At 60.2% G+C, this 22,753-nt stretch carries 20 protein-coding genes; 18 read left to right on the top strand and 2 right to left on the bottom strand.

Annotation, left to right across the window (positions count from 1 at the left end):
• Positions 1–50: 50 nt before the first annotated feature.
• The 10 genes from mdh (at position 51) to ACQZ5G_RS18225 (ending at position 11,375) form a co-directional block, all read left to right on the top strand.
• Positions 51–1,013, top strand: a complete 963-nt coding sequence (gene mdh / locus ACQZ5G_RS18270) for a malate dehydrogenase (RefSeq protein ID WP_003523512.1) — start codon at positions 51–53, stop codon at positions 1,011–1,013.
• A gap of 31 nt (positions 1,014–1,044) precedes the next feature.
• Positions 1,045–2,238: an ADP-forming succinate--CoA ligase subunit beta gene (gene sucC, locus ACQZ5G_RS18265; RefSeq protein ID WP_448737951.1), complete on the top strand. Its 1,194-nt coding sequence runs from the start codon at positions 1,045–1,047 to the stop codon at positions 2,236–2,238.
• A 17-nt stretch (positions 2,239–2,255) separates the two neighbouring features.
• Entirely contained in the window at positions 2,256–3,158 is a 903-nt protein-coding gene (gene sucD, locus ACQZ5G_RS18260) for a succinate--CoA ligase subunit alpha (RefSeq protein WP_003492390.1), read from the top strand.
• Between the two features lie 178 nt (positions 3,159–3,336).
• Positions 3,337–6,333 (top strand): 2-oxoglutarate dehydrogenase E1 component, encoded by a 2,997-nt coding sequence (locus ACQZ5G_RS18255; protein WP_003523515.1) that lies wholly within the window; start codon positions 3,337–3,339, stop codon positions 6,331–6,333.
• A 53-nt stretch (positions 6,334–6,386) separates the two neighbouring features.
• Positions 6,387–7,619: a 2-oxoglutarate dehydrogenase complex dihydrolipoyllysine-residue succinyltransferase gene (gene odhB / locus ACQZ5G_RS18250; protein WP_386910442.1), complete on the top strand. Its 1,233-nt coding sequence runs from the start codon at positions 6,387–6,389 to the stop codon at positions 7,617–7,619.
• A 23-nt stretch (positions 7,620–7,642) separates the two neighbouring features.
• A complete protein-coding gene (locus tag ACQZ5G_RS18245; protein WP_003523517.1) occupies positions 7,643–8,053 on the top strand; it encodes an MAPEG family protein in 411 nt (136 codons plus the stop codon).
• Between the two features lie 10 nt (positions 8,054–8,063).
• Positions 8,064–8,705 (top strand): LysE family translocator, encoded by a 642-nt coding sequence (locus ACQZ5G_RS18240; RefSeq protein WP_003523518.1) that lies wholly within the window; start codon positions 8,064–8,066, stop codon positions 8,703–8,705.
• Positions 8,706–8,772: 67 nt separating this feature from the next.
• The gene (gene lpdA, locus ACQZ5G_RS18235; protein WP_448737950.1) at positions 8,773–10,179 is read left to right on the top strand and encodes a dihydrolipoyl dehydrogenase; all 1,407 of its coding nucleotides are present in this window, start codon (positions 8,773–8,775) and stop codon (positions 10,177–10,179) included.
• Between the two features lie 127 nt (positions 10,180–10,306).
• Complete coding sequence (locus ACQZ5G_RS18230; protein ID WP_448737949.1) at positions 10,307–10,807, top strand: cytochrome b; 501 nt, start codon at positions 10,307–10,309, stop codon at positions 10,805–10,807.
• A gap of 79 nt (positions 10,808–10,886) precedes the next feature.
• Positions 10,887–11,375, top strand: a complete 489-nt coding sequence (locus tag ACQZ5G_RS18225; protein ID WP_448737948.1) for a DUF2867 domain-containing protein — start codon at positions 10,887–10,889, stop codon at positions 11,373–11,375.
• Here the strand turns inward: ACQZ5G_RS18225 and ACQZ5G_RS18220 are convergent.
• Together ACQZ5G_RS18220 and ACQZ5G_RS18215 are read right to left on the bottom strand one after the other, a co-directional pair.
• Entirely contained in the window at positions 11,359–12,456 is a 1,098-nt protein-coding gene (locus ACQZ5G_RS18220; RefSeq protein ID WP_448737947.1) for a TraB/GumN family protein, read from the bottom strand. The genes ACQZ5G_RS18225 and ACQZ5G_RS18220 overlap by 17 nt on opposite strands.
• An 80-nt stretch (positions 12,457–12,536) precedes the next feature.
• Positions 12,537–13,484: a tyrosine recombinase XerC gene (locus ACQZ5G_RS18215; protein ID WP_448737946.1), complete on the bottom strand. Its 948-nt coding sequence runs from the start codon at positions 13,482–13,484 to the stop codon at positions 12,537–12,539.
• Positions 13,485–13,605: 121 nt separating this feature from the next.
• Here ACQZ5G_RS18215 and ACQZ5G_RS18210 point away from each other — a divergent pair, with 121 nt between their 5' ends.
• From ACQZ5G_RS18210 to fdhD, 8 genes are all read left to right on the top strand, one after another.
• Positions 13,606–15,822 (top strand): primosomal protein N', encoded by a 2,217-nt coding sequence (locus ACQZ5G_RS18210; RefSeq protein ID WP_269708598.1) that lies wholly within the window; start codon positions 13,606–13,608, stop codon positions 15,820–15,822.
• An 80-nt stretch (positions 15,823–15,902) separates the two neighbouring features.
• A complete protein-coding gene (locus ACQZ5G_RS18205; protein WP_080827147.1) occupies positions 15,903–16,289 on the top strand; it encodes an AGROH133_08824 family phage infection protein in 387 nt (128 codons plus the stop codon).
• Between the two features lie 260 nt (positions 16,290–16,549).
• Positions 16,550–17,116 (top strand): F0F1 ATP synthase subunit delta, encoded by a 567-nt coding sequence (locus ACQZ5G_RS18200; RefSeq protein WP_448737945.1) that lies wholly within the window; start codon positions 16,550–16,552, stop codon positions 17,114–17,116.
• A complete protein-coding gene (gene atpA / locus ACQZ5G_RS18195; RefSeq protein WP_448737944.1) occupies positions 17,116–18,645 on the top strand; it encodes a F0F1 ATP synthase subunit alpha in 1,530 nt (509 codons plus the stop codon). Before ACQZ5G_RS18200 ends, atpA begins: the two co-directional genes overlap by 1 nt.
• Before the next feature lie 31 nt (positions 18,646–18,676).
• Complete coding sequence (locus ACQZ5G_RS18190) at positions 18,677–19,555, top strand: F0F1 ATP synthase subunit gamma (RefSeq protein ID WP_448737943.1); 879 nt, start codon at positions 18,677–18,679, stop codon at positions 19,553–19,555.
• 23 nt (positions 19,556–19,578) lie between these two features.
• Entirely contained in the window at positions 19,579–21,033 is a 1,455-nt protein-coding gene (gene atpD, locus ACQZ5G_RS18185) for a F0F1 ATP synthase subunit beta (protein ID WP_003523533.1), read from the top strand.
• A 130-nt stretch (positions 21,034–21,163) separates the two neighbouring features.
• Positions 21,164–21,574 (top strand): F0F1 ATP synthase subunit epsilon, encoded by a 411-nt coding sequence (locus tag ACQZ5G_RS18180; RefSeq protein ID WP_003492358.1) that lies wholly within the window; start codon positions 21,164–21,166, stop codon positions 21,572–21,574.
• A 350-nt stretch (positions 21,575–21,924) separates the two neighbouring features.
• On the top strand, positions 21,925–22,731 hold the full coding sequence (gene fdhD / locus ACQZ5G_RS18175; protein ID WP_448737942.1) for a formate dehydrogenase accessory sulfurtransferase FdhD: 807 nt from the start codon (positions 21,925–21,927) through the stop codon (positions 22,729–22,731).
• Positions 22,732–22,753: the final 22 nt, after the last annotated feature.

The following is a 22,753-nucleotide window of genomic DNA, read 5'->3' as shown; positions in this document are numbered from 1 at the left end:
TGCCGGTTTGGCGCGGTGAAATTGAATTGAAGCTCAAGAGGAAGCATTCGATGGCTCGCAAAAAAATTGCACTTATTGGTTCTGGCATGATCGGCGGCACGCTGGCGCATCTCGCCAGCCTGAAGGAACTGGGCGATATCGTCCTCTTCGATATTGCCGACGGCATCCCGCAGGGCAAGGGTCTGGATATTGCCCAGTCCGGCCCGGTTGAAGGCTTCAATGCAAAGCTCACCGGCGCTTCCGATTACGCCGCCATCGAAGGTGCTGACGTCTGCATCGTCACCGCTGGCGTTGCCCGCAAGCCGGGCATGAGCCGCGACGATCTTCTCGGCATCAACCTCAAGGTCATGGAGCAGGTCGGCGCCGGCATCAAGAAATATGCCCCGAACGCTTTCGTCATCTGCATCACCAACCCGCTCGACGCCATGGTCTGGGCGCTGCAGAAGTTCTCCGGCCTGCCGAAGAACAAGGTCGTCGGCATGGCCGGCGTTCTCGACAGCGCCCGTTTCCGTCTGTTCCTCGCCGAAGAATTCAACGTTTCGGTTGAAGACGTCACCGCCTTCGTTCTCGGCGGCCACGGCGACACCATGGTGCCGCTCGCACGCTACTCCACGGTTGCCGGCGTTCCGCTGACCGATCTCGTCAAGATGGGCTGGCTGACCGCCGAGCGCCTTGAGCAGATCATCCAGCGCACCCGTGACGGCGGCGCGGAAATCGTCGGCCTGCTGAAGACCGGTTCGGCCTATTACGCGCCGGCCGCTTCGGCAATCGAAATGGCTGAATCCTACCTCAAGGACAAGAAGCGCGTTCTGCCCGCCGCTGCCCACCTCTCGGGCCAGTATGGCGTTGACGACATGTATGTCGGCGTGCCGACCATCATCGGTGCCGGCGGTATCGAGCGCATCATTGAGATCGAACTCAACAAGGAAGAAGAAGCCGCCTTCCAGAAATCCGTCGGTGCCGTCGCTGGTCTTTGCGAAGCCTGCGTCAACATCGCTCCGTCGCTGAAGTAATAGCCTAGCGGCTCCAAACAGGGATTATTCCATGAATATTCACGAATATCAGGCCAAGGCTCTTCTGAAGGGCTACGGCGCGCCGGTTGCTGAAGGCGTCGCCATTCTCAAGGTCGAAGAAGCCGAAGCTGCCGCCAAGCAGCTTCCCGGCCCGCTCTACGTCGTCAAGAGCCAGATCCACGCTGGCGGCCGCGGCAAGGGCAAGTTCAAGGAACTCGGCCCGGACGCCAAGGGCGGCGTTCGTCTGGCGAAGTCCATCGACGAAGTCGTTTCCCACGCCAAGGACATGCTCGGCAACACGCTGGTAACGGCGCAGACCGGTGAAGCCGGCAAGCAGGTCAACCGTCTCTACATCGAAGACGGTGCCGACATTGCCCGCGAACTCTACTGCTCGCTGCTGGTTGACCGTTCCGTCGGCCAGGTTGCTTTCGTGGTTTCCACGGAAGGCGGCATGGACATCGAAGCTGTCGCCCACGACACGCCCGAGAAGATCCACACCATCGCCATCAACCCGGAAAAGGGTGTAAGCGACGCCGACGTTGCTGCGATCTCCAAGGCTCTCGCGCTTGACGGCGTTGCAGCCGAAGACGCCAAGGCGCTCTTCCCGATCCTCTACAAGGCCTTCAACGAGAAGGACATGGCTCTCCTCGAGATCAACCCGCTGATCGTCATGGAAAATGGCCATCTGCGCGTTCTCGACGCCAAGATGTCCTTCGACGGCAATGCGCTGTTCCGCCATGACGACGTCAAGGCGCTGCGCGACGAGACCGAAGAAGACGCCAAGGAAATCGAAGCCTCCAAGTGGGACCTCGCTTACGTCGCACTCGACGGCAACATCGGTTGCATGGTCAACGGCGCTGGCCTTGCCATGGCGACCATGGACATCATCAAGCTTTACGGCAAAGAGCCGGCTAACTTCTGCGACGTCGGCGGCGGCGCCGGCAAGGAGAAGGTTGCGGCAGCTTTCAAGATCATCACTGCCGACCCGAAGGTCGAGGGTATCCTCGTCAACATCTTCGGCGGCATCATGAAGTGCGACGTTATCGCCGAGGGCGTCATCGCCGCGGTGAAGGAAGTCGGTTTGCAGGTTCCGCTCGTCGTTCGCCTCGAAGGCACCAACGTCGAACTTGGCAAGAAGCTTCTCAACGAATCTGGCCTTGCGATTACGGCTGCTGACGATCTGGACGACGCAGCCAAGAAGATCGTCGCGGCGATCAACGGCTAATTGAGGGACCGGAAATAATGTCTATTCTTGTTAATAAAGACACGAAGATCCTCGTTCAGGGTCTGACCGGCAAGACCGGCACCTTCCACACCGAACAGGCGCTTGCCTATTACGGCACGCAGATGGTTGGCGGTATTCACCCGAAGAAGGGCGGCGAAACCTGGACCGGTTCCAAGGGTGAAAGCCTGCCGATCTTCGCAACGGTTGCCGAAGCCAAGGAAAAGACCGGTGCAGACGCATCCGTGATCTACGTTCCGCCGGCAGGTGCAGCAGATGCCATCATCGAAGCCATCGATGCGGAAATTCCGTTCATCACCTGCATCACCGAAGGTATCCCGGTCATGGACATGGTTCGCGTCAAGGCTCGCCTCGACCGCTCCAAGTCGCGCCTGCTCGGCCCGAACTGCCCGGGTATCCTCACGCCGGAAGAATGCAAGATCGGCATCATGCCGGGCTCCATCTTCCGCAAGGGTTCCGTCGGTATCGTTTCGCGTTCGGGTACGCTCACCTATGAGGCCGTGTTCCAGACCTCCAATGAAGGCCTCGGCCAGACCACTGCTGTCGGTATCGGCGGCGACCCGGTCAAGGGCACCGAGTTCATCGACGTCCTGGAAATGTTCCTCGCTGACGACGCCACGCAGTCGATCATCATGATCGGCGAAATCGGCGGATCGGCTGAAGAAGATGCGGCACAGTTCCTGATCGACGAAGCCAAGAAGGGCCGCAAGAAGCCGATGGCCGGCTTCATCGCGGGCCGTACGGCTCCGAAGGGCCGCACCATGGGCCACGCCGGCGCTGTCGTTTCCGGCGGCAAGGGTGACGCAGAGTCCAAGATTGCGGCAATGGAAGCAGCCGGTATCAAGGTATCGCCCTCTCCGGCGCGCCTCGGCAAGACGCTGGTTGAAGTCCTCAAGGGCTGAGACCACATGACATCGGTAACGGGCGGCGCGGCTTCAATGCCACGCTGCCCGATGCCGCAAGGAACGACAGACAGAACGGCATACCGCCCCGGCGGCAGACAGCAATAATCAAAGCGGCAGGCCGGCGAACGGCCCTAACGGCATCGAGGAGGCGGACGGATAAGTCCGCAAGAACACAATGGCAAGGCAAGAAGCGAACGAGCAGTTTCAGATCACGTCGTTTCTGGACGGCGCGAATGCAGCCTATATCGAGCAGCTCTATGCCCGGTACGAAGAGGACCCCTCTTCCGTGTCGCCGGAGTGGCAGAGCTTCTTCAAGGCGTTGTCCGATAATCCGGAAGACGTGAAGAAGGCGGCCAAGGGCGCCTCCTGGAAGCGCGCCAACTGGCCGATCCCGGCGAATGGCGAACTGGTATCCGCACTCGACGGCAACTGGGCCACGGTCGAAAAGGCCATCGAGAAGAAGGTTCAGGCGAAAGCTGAGGCTAAGAGCGCCGACACCGGCAAGCCGGTCAGCCAGGCGGAAGTTCTGCAGGCGACCCGTGACAGCGTTCGCGCCATCATGATGATCCGCGCCTACCGCATGCGCGGCCACCTGCATGCCAAGCTCGATCCGCTCGGCATCGCGGTCGCGGTTGAGGATTACAACGAGCTGTCGCCGAAGTCCTACGGCTTCGAGGAAAGCGACTACGACCGCAAGATTTTCATCGATAACGTGCTCGGCCTCGAATATGCGACCGTGCGCGAGATGATCGATATTCTGGAGCGCACCTACTGCTCCACCATCGGCGTCGAATTCATGCACATGTCAAGCCCGGAAGAAAAAGGCTGGATTCAGGAGCGCATCGAAGGTCCGGACAAGGGCGTTGCCTTCACGGCTGAAGGCAAGAAGGCCATTCTGTCCAAGCTGGTCGAGGCCGAAGGCTACGAGCAGTTCCTCGACGTGCGTTTCAAGGGCACCAAGCGTTTCGGCCTCGATGGCGGTGAATCGCTGATCCCGGCGCTGGAGCAGATCATCAAGCGCGGCGGCCAGGAAGGTCTGGAAGAAGTCGTGCTCGGCATGGCTCACCGCGGCCGCCTGAACGTTCTGACGAACGTTATGGGCAAGCCGCATCGCGCCGTGTTCCACGAGTTCAAGGGCGGTTCGTTCAAGCCTGACGATGTCGAGGGTTCGGGCGACGTGAAATACCACCTCGGTGCCTCCTCCGACCGCGAATTCGACGGCAACAAGGTTCACCTGTCGCTGACGGCCAACCCGTCGCACCTGGAAATCGTCAACCCCGTCGTCATGGGCAAGGCCCGCGCCAAGCAGGACCAGCTGGCCAAGCAGTGGGACGGCGACATCATTCCGCTGTCGGAACGCGCCAAGGTGCTGCCGCTGCTTCTGCACGGCGATGCCGCTTTTGCCGGTCAGGGCGTGGTTGCGGAAATTCTCGGCCTTTCCGGTCTGCGCGGTCACCGCGTTGCCGGCACCATGCACTTCATCATCAACAACCAGATCGGCTTTACGACGAACCCGGCCTTCTCGCGTTCGTCGCCCTATCCGTCCGACGTTGCCAAGATGATCGAAGCGCCGATCTTCCACGTCAACGGCGACGATCCGGAAGCGGTTACCTATGCGGCCAAGGTTGCGACCGAATACCGTATGAAGTTCCACAAGCCTGTCGTCATCGACATGTTCTGCTACCGCCGCTTCGGCCATAACGAAGGCGATGAGCCGGCGTTCACGCAGCCGAAGATGTACAAGGTTATCCGTGGCCACAAGACAGTTGCGCGCATCTATGCCGACCGCCTGATCGCGGAAGGCCTGATGAACGAAGGCGAATTCGAGAAGATGAAGGCCGATTGGCGCGCTCATCTCGAGCAGGAATTCGAAGCAGGCCAGTCCTACAAACCAAACAAGGCCGACTGGCTGGACGGTCAGTGGTCGGGTCTGCGCGCTGCCGACAATGCCGATGAGCAGCGTCGCGGCAAGACCGGCGTACCGATGAAGCAGCTGAAGGAAATCGGCAAGAAGCTGTCGACCATTCCGGAAGGCTTCAGCGCCCACCGCACGATCCAGCGCTTCATGGAAAACCGCTCGCAGATGGTCGAGACGGGCGAAGGCATCGACTGGGCAATGGCGGAAGCGCTTGCGTTCGGTTCGCTCGTTGCCGACGGCCACAAGATTCGTCTTTCCGGTCAGGATTGCGAACGCGGCACCTTCTCGCAGCGTCACTCGGTCCTCTACGATCAGGAGACCGAAGAGCGTTATATTCCGCTCGCCAACCTTTCGCCGACGCAGGCCCGCTACGAAGTCATCAACTCGATGCTTTCGGAAGAAGCCGTTCTCGGTTTCGAATACGGTTACTCGCTGGCCCGTCCGAATGCGCTGACCCTTTGGGAAGCCCAGTTCGGCGACTTCGCCAACGGCGCGCAGGTGGTGTTCGACCAGTTCATCTCTTCGGGTGAACGCAAGTGGCTGCGCATGTCCGGTCTCGTCTGCCTTCTGCCGCATGGTTACGAAGGTCAGGGCCCGGAACACTCGTCCGCCCGTCTGGAGCGCTGGCTGCAGATGTGCGCCGAAGACAACATGCAGGTTGCCAACTGCACGACGCCGGCCAACTACTTCCACATCCTGCGCCGCCAGGTGAAGCGCGACTTCCGCAAGCCGCTGATCCTGATGACGCCGAAGTCGCTGCTGCGTCACAAGCGCGCCACCTCTTCGCTGGCCGAGCTTGCAGGCGAGTCCTCCTTCCATCGTCTCCTGTGGGACGATGCGGAGGTCATCAAGGACGGTCCGATCAAGCTGCAGAAGGATTCGAAGATCCGTCGCGTCGTCATGTGCACGGGCAAGGTCTATTACGATCTGCTCGAGGAACGCGAAAAGCGCGGTATCGACGATATCTACCTGCTGCGTATCGAACAGCTTTACCCGTTCCCGGCCAAGGCGCTCATCAACGAGCTGTCGCGCTTCCGCAATGCGGAAATGGTCTGGTGCCAGGAAGAGCCGAAGAACATGGGTGCGTGGTCGTTCATCGATCCTTACCTGGAATGGGTTCTGGCGCATATCGACGCCAAGTACCAGAAGGTCCGTTACACGGGCCGTCCGGCTGCCGCCTCTCCGGCGACCGGCCTGATGTCCAAGCACCTGGCGCAGCTTGCTGCGTTCCTGGAAGACGCGCTGGGAGAGTGAGAACTCTCCCGCATCGCCCCGCAAAAAAGACACCTGAATAACGGAACTAGATCATGGCCACTGAAATCCGCGTACCAACCCTCGGCGAATCCGTCAGCGAAGCGACCGTCGGCACCTGGTTCAAGAAGGTCGGCGACACCGTCAAGGCCGACGAACCGCTCGTTGAACTGGAAACCGACAAGGTTACCGTCGAAGTCCCGGCGCCTGCGTCCGGCGTTCTCACCGAAATCGTTGCGCAGAACGGCGAAACCGTCGGTCTCGACGCGCTTCTCGGCCAGATCGCCGAAGGTGCTGCCGGTGCAGCGACCTCTGCACCGGCTGCCGAACCGGCAAAGCCTGCTGCTGCCGCAGCCGCGGCTCCGGCTCCCGCTGCTTCTGCCGCCAGCGCCATGCCGCCGGCACCTGCTGCTGGCAAGCTGCTTGCTGAAAACAACCTGTCTGCCGATCAGGTCGATGGTTCGGGCAAGCGTGGTCAGGTGCTGAAGGGCGATGTGCTCGCTGCTGTCGCCAAGGGCGTTTCGGCACCCGCCGCTGCTCCGGCTCCGGTTGCTGCTGCTCCCCGTCCTGTTTCCGCCGAGCAGGATCAGGTTCGCGAAGAGCGCGTGAAGATGACCCGCCTGCGCCAGACGATCGCCCGTCGCCTGAAGGACGCGCAGAACACCGCCGCCATGCTGACCACCTATAACGAGGTGGACATGAGCGCCGTCATGGACCTGCGTAACCGCTACAAGGACGTGTTCGAGAAGAAGCATGGCGTCAAGCTCGGCTTCATGGGCTTCTTCACCAAGGCCGTGACTCACGCGCTGAAGGAACTGCCCGCCGTCAACGCTGAAATCGACGGCACGGACATCATCTACAAGAACTATTGTCACGTCGGCATGGCTGTCGGCACCGACAAGGGTCTTGTCGTTCCGGTCATCCGCGATGCCGACCAGCTCTCCATCGCCGGCGTCGAAAAGGAACTCGGTCGCCTCGCCAAGGCGGCGCGTGACGGTTCGCTCGGCATGGCCGACATGCAGGGTGGCACCTTCACCATCACCAATGGCGGTGTCTACGGTTCGCTGATGTCCTCGCCGATCCTCAATGCGCCGCAGTCGGGCATTCTCGGCATGCACAAGATCCAGGAGCGTCCGGTCGCCATCGGCGGTCAGGTCGTCATCCGTCCGATGATGTATCTTGCGCTCTCCTACGATCACCGTATCGTTGACGGCAAGGAAGCCGTGACCTTCCTCGTCCGCGTCAAGGAAAGCCTGGAAGATCCGGAACGTCTGGTTCTCGATCTCTAAGACTGAAACAGGGGAGAAGAGGGATGGAAAACCTGGCCGGCGGGAATGGACCTTTCGTGTTCCTGCTGGCGCTCAGCGTCATTCTTCTTCTCCTGCATATCTGCCTTCAGGCCATGTCCGCGACGCGGGAACTCGGCCTTGCCTGGAATGCGGGCGCACGCGATACGCGGCAGGACCTCAAAGGGGTGTTTGCTGGACGTGCGCAGCGCGCCTCGGATAATTTTCGCGAGACCTATCCGGCTTTCGTCGGTCTCACTCTCGCTCTTGCGATCGCCGGTGACGCTTCCGGCTGGGGGCTGACGGGCGGCTGGATATGGACCATGGCGCGCATCGTCTACATCCCGCTTTATCTGGCAGGCGTCCCCTATGTACGGTCGATCGCCTGGGTCGTGTCCCTTGGCGGTCTGGTCCTCATGCTTGTCGCGCTGATCTGAGGTCGAGCCTATGCATCAATATCTCATCGAACTTGCATCCCTGATGGCGATCTTCTCCTTTGCGATCGTCTCGCCCGGCGCCGATCTCGCGATGGTCATGCGCCAGGCCATGGTGCACGGTCGCAAACAGGCCATCATCACCAGCTTCGGGGTGGGGACGTCTTTGATGTTCCACGTCACCTATACGATCCTCGGACTTGGCCTCATCATCTCCCAGTCGATCTATCTCTTCAACATCGTCAAATGGCTGGGCGTCGCCTATCTGATCTATATCGGCATCAAGGCGCTGCGCGCCGGCAAGACCGAATTGCCCGCCGCTGAAGGTGAAGGCGTTCAGGCGAAAAGCAGCCAGACTGCGCTTAAGGCTTTCACGCTCGGTTTTGCCGCCAATGCACTCAACCCCAAGCCGGTGTTTTTCTTCCTGTCGATCTTTTCGACGGTGGTTCACGCTCACACGCCGGTCGCCATCAAGTTCGGATACGGTCTCGTCATGGCGAGCTGCCTTATCCTGTGGTTCGTCGGTGTCAGCCTGTTCATGACGACGCCGCGCATGCGCGCTGCATTTCAGCGCGCCAGCCAATGGATCGACCGCACCAGCGGTGTGGTCTTCATCGCTCTCGGTATAAAACTCGCAACGGAAAAAGCGGCCTGAGTTTCAGGTCAAACGCAAGCAGGGCAATGATCCGGCATCTTGCCCGACATCAATCAGGAAAACGAACATGGCATATGATGTAGTTGTAATCGGCACGGGCCCCGGCGGTTATGTTTGCGCGGTCAAGGCGGCACAGCTCGGCCTGAAGGTCGCTGTCATCGAAAAGCGCGCGACCTATGGCGGCACCTGCCTCAATGTCGGCTGCATCCCCTCCAAGGCGCTGCTGCACGCGTCCGAAACCTTTGCCCATGTCGCCCATGGCGTCGATACGCTCGGTATCGAAGTTGCCGCTCCGAAGCTGAACCTTGAAAAGATGATGGGCCACAAGGACGGCGTGGTGAAGGCCAATGTCGACGGCGTGTCCTTCCTGTTCAAGAAGAACAAGATCGATGCCTTCCAGGGCACCGGCAAGGTGGTTTCCGCCGGCAAGGTTTCCGTCACCAACGACAAGGGTGAGAGCCAAGAAATCGAGACGAAGAACATCGTCATCGCCACGGGTTCGGATGTTGCCGGCATTCCCGGCGTTCAGGTCGATATCGATGAAAGCGTCATCGTGTCCTCCACGGGCGCGATCGCTCTTTCCAAGGTTCCGGAAAAGCTCATCGTTGTCGGCGGCGGCGTCATCGGTCTCGAGCTCGGTTCGGTCTGGTCGCGTCTCGGCGCGAAGGTTACTGTCGTTGAATATCTCGACAATATTCTCGGCGGCATGGATGGCGAAGTTTCCAAGCAGGCCCAGCGTCTGCTCGCCAAGCAGGGTCTCGATTTCAAGCTCGGCGCCAAGGTGACGGCTGTTGAAAAGACCGCTGCCGGTGCAAAGGTGGTGTTCGAGCCGGTCAAGGGCGGCGCTGCCGAAACGCTGGAAGCGAATGTCGTGCTGATATCCACCGGCCGCAAGCCCTACACCGAAGGTCTCGGCCTTGCGGAAGCCGGCGTTGTGCTGGACAGCCGCGGCCGCGTTGAAATCGACGGTCACTACAAGACCAATGTCGACGGCATCTATGCGATCGGCGACGTGGTGAAGGGCCCGATGCTGGCGCACAAGGCGGAAGACGAGGGCGTTGCTCTCGCGGAAATCCTCGCCGGCCAGCGCGGCCATGTGAATTACGACGTCATTCCGGCCGTGGTCTATACGCAGCCGGAAATCGCGTCCGTCGGCAAGACCGAGGAAGAACTGAAGGCCGCTGGCATCGCCTACAAGGTCGGCAAGTTCCCCTTCACCGCCAATGGCCGTGCCCGCGCCATGCAGGTGACGGATGGTTTCGTGAAGATCCTTGCCGACAAGGAAACCGACCGGGTTCTCGGCGGCCACATCGTCGGCTTCGGCGCTGGCGAAATGATCCACGAAATCACCGTGCTGATGGAATTCGGCGGTTCTTCGGAAGATCTGGGCCGCACCTGCCATGCGCACCCGACCATGTCGGAAGCCGTGAAGGAAGCGGCGCTGGCGACCTTCTTCAAGCCGATCCACATGTGATCGGTGTTGGAGCCCTCTGCTCCAACATTAAATTTCAGTCATCTGCCAAACCCCGGCTTGCCATGTAGGCCGGGGTTTTCCATACTCGCGCCACAGCCTGTCTAACCTTTTGATAAAAGGCAATAAAATGGCGTTTCCAAATCAAGTTTCCTTCACCGTTCCGCAGCGCATCATTCATTGGGCGATGGCGCTTCTGATCTTCTTCAACCTGTTGTTTCCCGATGGGATGGAACATGCCTATCGGCTGATGCGGCGGGGCGAAACGCTGACGCCGGAACAGGTATCTTCGGCCAATATTCACGCCTATGTCGGCTTCACCGTTCTGTTGCTTGCAGTGCTGCGCCTCTGTCTACGCTTCTTCCAGGGCGTGCCGCCGCATCCCGCCGAAGAACCGAGGCTGTTTCAGATCGCGGCGAAGGTGGCGCATTTTACCTTTTATGCCCTGTTCCTCGTCCTGCCCCTGTCCGGTATTGCCGCTTATTACTTCGGCGCTCAGCCGGCCGGGCAGCTGCATTCCGGACCCTTCAAGGCGCTGATGTGGGTGTTGATCGCCGGTCACGTCGTCGCCGTTCTGGTTCACCAGTTCTACTGGCGCACCAATGTCCTGAAGCGCATGACGCACGGCTAAGCGGCGGTTTGTCGCGTTTCCGGCTCCCTGGAAAAAGAGGAATATGACCCTTGCCGCATCGTGCGGCCGGGGTTCGGGAATGCAGGATTTCGAAGACATATTGCCGGGCGCAGACTGGCGGGATCGCTATCAGGGAGAGATGGTGACGCCGGAGCCGTCCTCACTCGATGTGAGCAGGCTCCTTCTCGATCATCCTCCGGCGTGGATCCGCAGCCTTATGGCGCTTCGAAACCGCGTGGTGGCGCTTTTCGGTTTAAGAACGGTCGAAATGGTGGCTGGGACGTCGGCGGGTGGTTTTCCCGTCCTGTCCTCCACGCCACAGCGGACTGTGCTGGGCTTTGACGACCGCCATCTCGATTTCCGGATCGTCGTCGATCTCGAAGAGAAGGAAAACCGCCAGCTGGTGAGTGTCACCACCATCGTCAGGCGCAAGAACCTGTTTGGGCGGCTCTATCTTCTTGTCGTCGGACCGTTTCACCGCCGCATCGTGCCGGCGACGATGCGGCCGTTCTGCGCCAATGTCCGGCCCGTCAGCATCGGGAGTGAGCGGGTCAATCGACCCGCGTGAGGGTGAAGCCTTCCGCGCGCAGCAATTCGACAAGGCCTTCCTCGCCCGGCAAATGCAGTGCGCCCACGGCCATGAAAACATTGCCCCTGGCAAGCTCGGGGGCCGCCCGTTCCGCCATGACATGGTTCCGGTCGGTGATGATGCGCTGTTCGAAGGCGGCGTAGCCCTGTTCGCTTTCTGCCGCTGCCTTCTTGGGGTCCAGGCTTTTCAGCATGGGCATGGTCATGCCGATATCGCCGGCGACGTAAAGATCGGTCATGGTTGTCATGATGTCATCCATGCGGTCTCCCAGTTCGAGCGTTTCGATCAGCGCCTGAAGATGAAATTCCATCGGCAGCTCGGACATGGCCGTCAGCTGCTCCACCATGGTTTCCAGCCCGACAAGGTGTTTTCCGTCCGCGATGGCATCTTCGGCCAACTTCTTGTCGAGAAAGGAGAGGCCGGTGGCCTTGCGGGCGAATTCACAGGCGGGAAGGGCGACGAAGCTCGAAAGCATCCATGGCTTCATGCGCGATACGGCGTTCAGCGGAATGCCGCGCTCCTTGAGGCCCTTTTCCAGACGCGCGACATTTTCCGGCGACAGGATATCGGTGATCGATTTGCCGTCCAGAAACATGGTGAGTTCGGGCTTGCTCAGCAGCGAGGCCGCGACCTTCTTGTCATCGGCGATTTCGTCCGATTCCACGATCACCGTCGCGGCTTTTTCGAAGGCGGGGCTGGCGGCGGCAGGCATTTCCAGAACACGCGGATCGGTGACATGCATGGTGCCGAGAAGATAGGACGTGGGCGTTCCCGCCTTTTCGATGCGCCAGAAATTGCCCTTGCCGTTGGGGATCGCGGCCGCTTCCTGTTCGATCTTTGCGAAAGCTTGCGGATCGGTCTTGCGCATCTCCACGAGAATGTCGCTGCCCGTGCAGGTAATCTTCTGCTCTGCGGCCCCCGCTTCACTGAGTGACAGCAAGGTCATGAGCAGGATGGCAACGGCAGTGACATGCAGGGCCGCCAGCAGCCAGAGCAGGGCGTCGCCGGTCTTGCCCATCAGGGTGGCGGTGAGATTTTGTGGTTTTATCAGGCTGTGCATCGGTCCAATCCGGTTCTGGTTCGCTTATAGAACGGCGATTTGGACGTCTGGTTAATGTTTATGGTTAACCATCTCCTACTTCATGCGCGCGGGTGGGCATTATCGTAGATTTCCAGCAGTCGCGCTGTATCGACGCCGGTATAGACCTGCGTGGTGGAGAGGCTCGCATGGCCGAGCAGTTCCTGAATGGTGCGCAGATCCCCACCGCCGGCCAGAAGATGGGTGGCGAAGGAATGGCGCAACGCATGCGGGGTGGCGTTTTCCGGCAGGCCGAAAGCGCCCCGCAGCTTCTGCATTTCGCGCTGGATGATGGCGGGCTGCAGCTTGCCGCCGCGTGCGCCGAGGAACATGGGCTCATCCGCCGACAGGCTATAGGGGCAGAGCTTCTTGTAGGCGTCGACCGCTTCCGTCACCACCGCCAGCAGGGGCACGATCCGCGTCTTGTTGCCCTTGCCGGTGATGCGCAGGCTCCGGGCACCGGGTGGGAAATTAGCTGGCGTGAGACCCAGCGCCTCGGAAATGCGCAGGCCACAGCCATAAAGCAGTGAGAGGACCGCGGCATTGCGGGCGGCAATCCATGGTTCTTCGTTCAACTGAGCCTCGGCCGTGGTGATCTTTAGCGCCTGACGGTCGGTCAGCGGCTTCGGCAGGGATTTTGGTTGTTTTGGCGCGCGCATGGCAGTCGCGCCTGCGGCGTTGACGAGGCCCTTTTTCTGCAGGTGGTGCAGCAGGGAGCGCAGACCCGCCAGATGCCGCCCAAGCGACCGCGCGCCAGCACCTTCCTTGCGTCGGTTGGCCAGAAAGGCGCGGAGATCGACAGGGCGCAGATCGGCTATATCGCTTATAGCCGCGGGCTTGCCGATGTAACTAGTGAGGAAAATCAGGAACTGGCGGGTGTCGCGCTCATAGGCCTCGACCGTATTGTCGGAAAGACGACGTTCGCCGGCAAGGGCGGCAAGCCAGGACTGGCGCTCGTTCAGGAGTTCGGGTTCGGCAAATGTCAGGATTTCGGTCACGCGGCGCTCCATTCCATGCCTTGAAACTATGCGCTTATGGTCAGCATTTGGTTAAGAGGTGGACTTTGCAAGGCGCGCCCACTACATCCGGGCGGTTTCCTTTTTCCTGTCTCCGGGGCATGGTCGCCACATCATGGCAAAAGATTCGTCCGATCTGTTTGGGGCTCTGTTCGACCCGCCGTCGCCCACGCGCACGGTGCCCGTTCTCGTGCCCATGCCGGCGCCCGGGCCTTATAGTTATGCCGTGCCTGAGGATATGGTGGTCGAAACGGGTTCTGTCGTGCAGGTGCCGCTTGGTCCCCGACAGGTCTTCGGCGTGGTGTGGGACGATGCCGGAGAGAAGGGCGTCGACCCGAAGAAGCTGCGACCCATCACCAAAAGTTTCGAGTGCCCGCCGCTGAAGGCGGAGATGCGCCGCTTCGTGGACTGGGTTGCCGCCTACACGCTTTCTCCGCCCGGCCTCGTCGCACGCATGGCCCTGCGCGCCCCCGCCGCTTTCGATCCCGAACCGATGATCGAGGGGCTGAGGTTGACCGAAGGCAGGCCGGAACGCCTCACCCCCGCCCGCGAGCGGGTGATGGAACTGGCGGCCGAAGGGCATGGCTGGACGAAGAGCGGGCTTGCCCATGCCGCCGGCGTTTCGACCAGCGTTATCGATGGTCTGGTGAAGCAGGGCGTGTTCGAGACGGTTTTCCTGCCGGCGCCGCCTGTCGTCGCCGAGCCCGACCCTGATTATGTCGAGCCGCGGCTGGAAGGTCCCCAGAAACAGGCCGCTTCGGAGATACTTGAAGATGTACGCAAGGGTGGTTTTCACGTCTCGCTGATCGATGGCGTAACCGGCTCCGGCAAGACCGAGGTTTATTTCGAGGCGGTGGCCGAGACGCTGAGGCAAGGCAAGCAGGTCCTCATCCTGCTGCCCGAAATCGCTCTGACGGCGGCGTTTCTTGAGCGCTTTCAGGATCGTTTTGGTGCGAAACCGGCGGAGTGGCATTCGGACCTGTCTCCGCGCATGCGCGAAAAGGTCTGGCGGCAGGCCGTCACTGGTGAAGTTAAGGTGGTCGCCGGCGCGCGCTCGGCGCTTTTCCTGCCGTTCGACAATCTCGGCCTCATCATCGTCGATGAAGAGCACGACCCAGCCTACAAGCAGGAAGACCGCGTCTTTTACAATGCCCGCGACATGGCTGTCGTGAGGGCGCGGATCGCCGAATTCCCGGTCGTGCTGGTCTCGGCCACGCCTTCGGTGGAAAGCCAGGTCAACGGTAGTTCCGGGCGTTACAACACCATTCATCTGCACACGCGCTTTGGCGATGCGGCAATGCCGGACCTGCATCTTGTCGACATGCGCCGCCACCCGCCTGAAAGGGGAGGGTTTCTCTCCCCCGTCCTGCTGCGTGGCATCGGCAAGACGATTGAAAAGGGGGAGCAGGCGCTGCTCTTCCTCAATCGGCGCGGTTATGCGCCGCTGACGCTCTGCCGGGTCTGCGGCCACCGTTTCCAGTGCCCGCAATGTTCCAGCTGGCTGGTGGAGCATCGTTTCCGCAATCAATTGCAATGCCACCAGTGCGGCCACAACGAGCCTACGCCCGACCATTGCCCGGAATGCGGCACCTTCGATCATCTCGTGGCCTGCGGGCCGGGCGTGGAGCGCATTGCCGAGGAGGTGGAAAAACATTTCCCAGAGGCCCGTACTATCGTGCTCTCCTCCGATCTCATGGGCGTCAAGCGGCTGCGGCTGGAGCTGGAGGCGATCGTCAAGGGCGAGGCGGATATCGTCATCGGCACGCAGCTTGTCGCCAAGGGGCATAACTTCCCGCTGATGACGCTCGTCGGCATCGTTGATGCCGATCTCGGCCTTGCCAATGGCGATCCGCGCGCTGCGGAGCGAACCTTCCAGCTTCTCTCACAGGTGACCGGCCGTGCCGGACGTACGGGGTTGAAGAGCCATGGCCTGCTGCAGACCTACCAGCCGCAGCATCCCGTCATGCAGGCGATCGTCTCCGGTGATGCCTCGGCCTTTTATGAAAGGGAGATCGTCGAGCGGGAAAAGGCCGTTCTGCCGCCCTTCGGCCGTCTCGCCTCGATCATCGTCTCCGCAGATACGCGCGGGGAAGCGGAAACTCATGCGCGTGGATTGCGGGCGGCGGCGCCGCAGGTAACGGGCATCATGTTGCTCGGCCCGGCGGAGGCACCGCTGGCACTCATCCGTGGCCGTCACCGTTTCCGGTTGCTGGTGCACGGGCGGCGCAATTCCGACATGCAGTCTTTTCTTCGCACGCTTCTGGCCAATGGCCCGAAGGAGCGCGGCAGCGTGCATGTGCAGCTTGACATCGATCCGCAAAGTTTCCTTTGAACTTTGCCAGAGAGGGCGTTTTCCCGCTGTCGTGACCGTGTCATAACGCGAGCGAACAACACAATGATTTGGGGAACGAGATGGAGTTTTATTTTCCGGCCGAATTCGGCGAACAACTGGCCTTCGGCGCGGCGGTGGTATCGGCCATCATCGGCCTGTTTTTCATGTTTGCCCCAGGTTTGACGCTTCGTGCTTTCGGTCTGCAGCCGGCCGGCGAGCGCAGGGACGGTTATGCGCTGGTGCGCTCGTCGCTTGCGGGGTTCTATCTCGGTCTCGGTGCTGCCGCCCTGCTTCTCGCGCAGCCCATGGTCTATCTCGCCTTTGGTGCGGCATTCGGCCTCAGCGTGTTCGGCGGCATTCTCTCCATACTGTCAGATGGTGGCGCAACCATGCGGAATTTCTTACTTCTGGTTGTGCACTTTCTGCTGTCCGCACTCGCGTTGAGCTACGTCTTCGGACTGGTCTGAAGCGGGGTTTTTGGCTTTTGTGCCGCAGATGCGCCGCATCCTGAGCGAAATCGGAAAATTTAAACGCATTCCCCCTTGCCCAAACGGCGCTTTCCGCTATTACGCGTGTTGCGAGTCCCGGCGTCCTATGCTAGACGGACCGCGAAATTGGGAAAAGGCAGGGGGAATTCCGGTCTTTTTCGGGGAAATTGAAACGATTTCAAGAATTTGATGCGGTGGAGCCCCATCGCTGAGGGTCTTGGACGATTAGCAGGGAAAAAGTGCCCGTGGCAGACACCTCCCAGGGAACATCCGGTGTAGCGGAAAGGTATGCGTCGTCGCTTTTCGAGCTTGCTTTGGAAGCGGGTACGGTCGAAGCGGTTCAGTCCGAACTGGACAAGTTTGGCGCACTTCTCGACGAAAGCGACGATTTGAAGCGTCTGGTTGCGAGCCCGGTGTTTTCCGCCGAGGATCAGTTCAAGGCAATCACCGCGATCTGCGAAAAGGCCGGTATCTCCGGTCTCGCTCTGAATTTCCTCAAGGTTGTTGCGAATAACCGCCGTCTCTTTGCCGTTCCCGGCATGATCCGCGCCTACCGCACCATCGCTGCCGCCCAGCGCGGCGAAATCACCGCCGAGGTTACCTCGGCACATGCGCTCGACGAGGCGCAGGAAACTGAACTGAAAGCGGCGCTGAAGAGCGTTACCGGCAAGGATGTGACGATTTCCGTTACCGTCGACCCGTCGATCCTCGGCGGCCTGATCGTCAAGGTCGGCTCTCGCCAGATCGATACGTCTCTTCGCACCAAACTTTCCACCCTTAAGCTTGCACTGAAAGAGGTTGGCTGATGGATATCCGCGCCGCGGAAATTTCCGCAATTCTGAAAGATCAAATCAAAAATTTCGGCAACGAGGCGGAAGTCTCGGAAGTCGGTCAGGTGCTTTCCGTCGGTGACGGTATCGCCCGCGTTTATGGCCTCGACAATGTTCAGGCCGGCGAAATGGTCGAGTTTCCCGGCGGCATCCGCGGCATGGCGCTCAACCTCGAAGCCGACAACGTCGGTGTGGTTATCTTCGGTTCGGACCGTGACATCAAGGAAGGCGACACCGTAAAGCGGACTGGCGCTATCGTTGACGTTCCCGTTGGTCCGGAACTGCTCGGCCGCGTCGTTGACGCGCTCGGCAACCCGATCGACGGCAAGGGCCCGATCAATGCCGCCAAGCGTTCGCGCGTTGACGTCAAGGCTCCCGGCATCATTCCGCGCAAGTCGGTTCATGAGCCGATGTCGACCGGCCTCAAGGCTATCGATGCTCTCATCCCGGTTGGCCGCGGCCAGCGCGAGCTTGTCATCGGCGACCGCCAGACCGGCAAGACCGCCATCATTCTCGACACGATCCTGAACCAGAAGGCCATTCACGACAATGGCCCTGACGGCGACAAGCTTTATTGCGTCTACGTCGCTATCGGTCAGAAGCGTTCGACCGTTGCCCAGTTCGTCAAGGTTCTGGAAGAGCGTGGCGCGCTGCACTACTCGATCATCGTTGCCGCAACGGCTTCCGATCCGGCTCCGATGCAGTACCTTGCTCCGTTTGCCGGTTGCGCCATGGGCGAATACTTCCGTGATAACGGCAAGCACGCTCTCATCGGTTACGACGACCTTTCCAAGCAGGCCGTTGCCTATCGTCAGATGTCGCTTCTGCTGCGTCGTCCTCCGGGCCGCGAAGCTTATCCGGGCGACGTTTTCTACCTTCACTCCCGTCTTCTCGAGCGCGCTGCAAAGCTCTCCGACGAAATGGGCGCTGGCTCGCTGACGGCTCTGCCGGTCATCGAAACCCAGGGTAACGACGTTTCGGCCTTCATTCCGACCAACGTGATCTCGATCACCGACGGCCAGATCTTCCTTGAAACCGACCTGTTCTATCAGGGCATCCGTCCGGCTGTTAACGTCGGTCTGTCGGTTTCGCGCGTTGGCTCTGCCGCTCAGATCAAGGCGATGAAACAGGTTGCCGGTTCGATCAAGGGTGAACTCGCCCAGTATCGTGAAATGGCCGCCTTCGCCCAGTTCGGTTCGGACCTTGACGCCTCCACGCAGCGCCTGCTTAACCGCGGTGCCCGCCTGACCGAGCTTCTGAAGCAGCCGCAGTTCTCTCCGCTCAAGACGGAAGAGCAGGTTGCGGTGATCTTCGCTGGTGTCAACGGCTACCTCGACAAGATCCCGGTCGCGCAGGTCGGCAAGTTCGAGCAGGGTTTCCTCTCCTACCTCCGCTCGGAAGGTAAGGCGATCCTCGACACCATCCGCACGGAAAAGGCTATCAGCGACGACACCAAGGGCAAGCTCAAGGGCGCTCTTGATACCTTCGCCAAGTCTTTCTCTTAAATCAGGGCTCTTTTACTCGGACGGATAACGGATGCCTTCACTAAAGGATCTGAAAAACCGCATTGCCTCCGTGAAGGCGACGCAGAAGATTACCAAGGCGATGAAAATGGTCGCCGCGGCGAAGCTTCGGCGCGCCCAGGAAGCTGCGGAGGCCGCCCGGCCTTATTCTCAGCGCATGAGCGCCGTTCTTGCCAACATCGCCACGGCGGTCGAGGCGGACGTTGCTCCGGCGCTGATGACCGGCACCGGCAAGGACGACGTGCATCTGCTCGTCGTCTGCACGGCTGAACGTGGTCTTTGCGGTGGTTTCAACTCGCAAATCGCCCGCTTTGCCCGCGATCACGCTCGCAAGCTGATTTCGGAAGGCAAGACGGTCAAGATCATCACGGTCGGCAAGAAGGGTTACGACAGCCTTCGCCGCGAATTTGCAGCCAACATCATCGAGCGCGTCGAACTGCGCGAAGTGAAGAAGGTCGGTTTTGAAAATGCCGACCAGATCGCCAAGAAGGTGATCTCGCTCTTCAACGCGGGTGAGTTCGATGTCTGCACGCTGATCTATTCGGAATTCAAGTCCGTCATCAGCCAGATCCCGACCGGCCTGCAGCTTATTCCCGCCGCAACGCCTGTTGTGGAAGAGGATGCCGCGACGCAGAGCGCCGTCTACGAATATGAGCCGGATGCGGCTTCTATTCTGGAAGACCTTATTCCGCGCAACATTTCGGTTCAGGTTTTCCGGGCTCTGCTCGAAAACGTTGCCGGTGAAATGGGCGCCAAGATGAGCGCGATGGACAATGCAACGCGCAATGCCGGTGAGATGATCAACAAGCTGACGCTTTCCTACAACCGTCAGCGTCAGGCTCAGATCACCAAGGAACTCATTGAAATCATTTCGGGCGCGGAAGCGCTCTGAGGTAAGGAAAGAGGGTAAGGATAATGGCTAAGGCAGCTACCCCCAAGAAAACCGCAGCGGTGAACGGCGCGGGCAAGGTTACCCAGGTTATCGGCGCTGTTGTCGACGTGGCGTTCGAAGGCGAACTGCCTCCGATCCTGAACGCGCTCGAAACCGAGAACAATGGCAACCGCCTCGTTCTGGAAGTCGCGCAGCATCTCGGCGAAAACGTCGTTCGCACGATCGCCATGGACTCGACCGAAGGTCTGGTTCGCGGTCAGGGCGTCGTCAACACGGGTGCGCCGATCGAAGTTCCGGTCGGTCCCGAAACGCTCGGCCGCATCATGAACGTTATCGGCGAGCCGGTTGACGAAGCCGGTCCGATCACCACGGCCAAGAAGCGCGCCATCCACCAGGACGCGCCGTCTTACGTCGAGCAGTCGACGGAAGCACAGATTCTCGTCACCGGCATCAAGGTCGTCGACCTTCTGGCTCCTTACGCCAAGGGCGGCAAGATCGGCCTGTTCGGCGGCGCCGGCGTTGGCAAGACCGTTCTTATCATGGAACTCATCAACAACGTCGCCAAGGCGCACGGCGGTTACTCGGTATTCGCCGGTGTTGGTGAGCGTACCCGTGAAGGTAACGACCTCTATCACGAAATGATCGAGTCGAACGTCAACAAGCTCGGCGGTGGCGAAGGCTCCAAGGCAGCACTCGTTTACGGCCAGATGAACGAACCGCCGGGCGCCCGCGCCCGCGTCGCCCTGACCGGTCTGACGATCGCTGAAAACTTCCGTGACGAAGGCCAGGACGTTCTGTTCTTCGTGGACAACATCTTCCGCTTCACGCAGGCTGGTTCGGAAGTGTCGGCTCTGCTCGGCCGTATTCCTTCGGCCGTGGGCTACCAGCCGACGCTCGCAACCGACATGGGCCAGATGCAGGAACGCATCACCACCACGACGAAGGGTTCGATCACCTCGGTTCAGGCCATTTACGTTCCCGCCGACGACTTGACCGACCCGGCACCTGCCACCTCGTTCGCCCACCTTGACGCAACGACGGTTCTGTCGCGTTCGATCGCTGAAAAGGGTATCTACCCGGCTGTTGACCCGCTCGACTCCACCTCGCGTATGCTTGACCCGATGATCGTCGGCGAAGAGCACTATGAAGTGGCTCGTAAGGTTCAGTCGACCCTGCAGCGCTACAAGGCTCTCCAGGACATCATCGCCATCCTCGGCATGGACGAACTGTCGGAAGAAGACAAGCTGACGGTTGCCCGCGCCCGCAAGATCGAGCGTTTCCTGTCGCAGCCGTTCTTCGTTGCTGAAGTCTTCACCGGTTCGCCGGGCAAGCTCGTCGCTCTCGAAGACACGATCAAGGGCTTCAAGGGCCTGGTCAACGGCGAGTATGACAACCTGCCGGAAGCTGCTTTCTACATGGTCGGTTCGATGGAAGAAGCCATCGAAAAGGCAAAGAAGCTGGCTGCCGAGGCTGCCTGATCATGAATTGGCGGGCGCGTGGCTCTAGCCGCGCGCCCTGCCGACAATGGTGGCGAACTGGAACGGGTTTCGCCTGCGTTGTAAAAGACAAGTCCGTGACGCCCGCGTAATTGAAAAGAAGTGAATAGCCATGGCTGACAGTTTCAAATTCGATCTCGTTTCCCCGGAGCGTCTGCTCGTTTCCGAGACGGTTACGGAAGTCGTCATCCCGGCTACGCTGGGTGAGATGACCGTTCTGGCCAATCATGCGCCGACGATGACCACGATCAAGCCGGGTCTGGTAACGGTGAAGTTCGCTTCCGGCGAGACGCATAAATATGTCGTCTTCGGTGGTTTTGCCGATATTCTGCCGACCGGCTGCACGCTTCTGGCCGAATCCGCTGTTTCGGCCGATGACATGTCTCCCGACACGCTGCAGAAGCGTATCGATGCGGCCAAGGCCGAAATCGAAGAGGGCAATCATCATCACGAACATCTGACCAAGCTTGAAAAGCACCTTTACGAACTGACGAACCTGCATGAGGTTCTCGTCGCTGCTTGAAAGCACCGGGCGGGTTCGAAAGAATGACTGCCCACAAAAAACCTAAAGCAGAAAGCGGCCGTTTCGGTCGCTTTTTTGTTTTGGGCTGTTGCCTCCCCATATCAGGCGAAGCATGGCTGCTTTCGCACAGAAGCCCGTCACTTGGCCCGGTCTGAGCTTCCGAACGGCGTTGGCGGGATGGCATCAGTGATGCACGTGCGGAAAATGGGTAAGGCAGGGAGCGCCTTCAACGGGTACACCGGGAAACCAATTACGATTTTCAGGGCTTTCGGTTAGATGTGATAACCGGGAAGAAATGCTGCTTTGAGATCGTGAGACGAAGCAGATTTTCGTCATGGAGGAGTGATCGGGTGTCGGCAAAGGCAAGTTACAGAAGGGTCGCAAGAACCGCTTTGCGCGAAGGGGTCATAGTGGAGGGCGAGAGGGCGGTGCCGGAGGAGGTGCCGGTTGCCTTTTCCTATGGCGGCAGCACCCATGCCGTGATGATGGCCAGCCCCGCCGACCTTGTCGATTTCGCGGTCGGTTTCAGTCTTACGGAAGGCATCATATCCACAAGGGCGGAAATCCGTTCCATCGAGGTGATCGAGGCCGGGCAGGGCTTCGATGTTCAGGTGGATTTGCAGGATGCCAATGCGGATGCGCTGAGGGCAAGACGGCGGCATATGGCAGGCCCCGTCGGCTGCGGTCTTTGTGGCATTGAATCCATAGAACAGGCGGTCCGCGTGGTACCGGAGTTGAGCGGCGTGGACGTCTCCGTTGATGGTGATGACATCGTTGCTGCGGTGAAAGCGCTGAACGGGGCGCAAAGCCTCAACCGCGAAACGAGGGCAGTGCACGGCGCGGGTTTTTACAATCCTCAAGGAGGGCTGCTTGCCGCCCGAGAAGACGTCGGCCGCCATAATGCGCTCGACAAGCTTGCAGGTGCGGTTATCAACGCGAACCTGTCTCCCGATGCGGGCATTGTGGTGGTCACGAGCCGCCTGTCGGTGGAAATGGTCCAGAAGACGGCCATCCTCGGCAGCCCCATTCTGGCAGCGATCTCCGCGCCCACCGCGCTTGCCATTGAAACGGCTGAGAGCTCGGGTATCACGCTTGTGGCGCTGGTGCGGGGTGAGGATTTTGAAATCTTCACCCGGGCGGATCGTATCATCCTATAACGCTGAGGCCGCCGTTTCCCGG

This window comes from Agrobacterium sp. 22-214-1 (assembly GCF_053522465.1).
The sequence above is the reverse complement of the archived record's forward strand: the minus strand, read 5'-3'. Positions and strand labels throughout refer to the sequence as shown.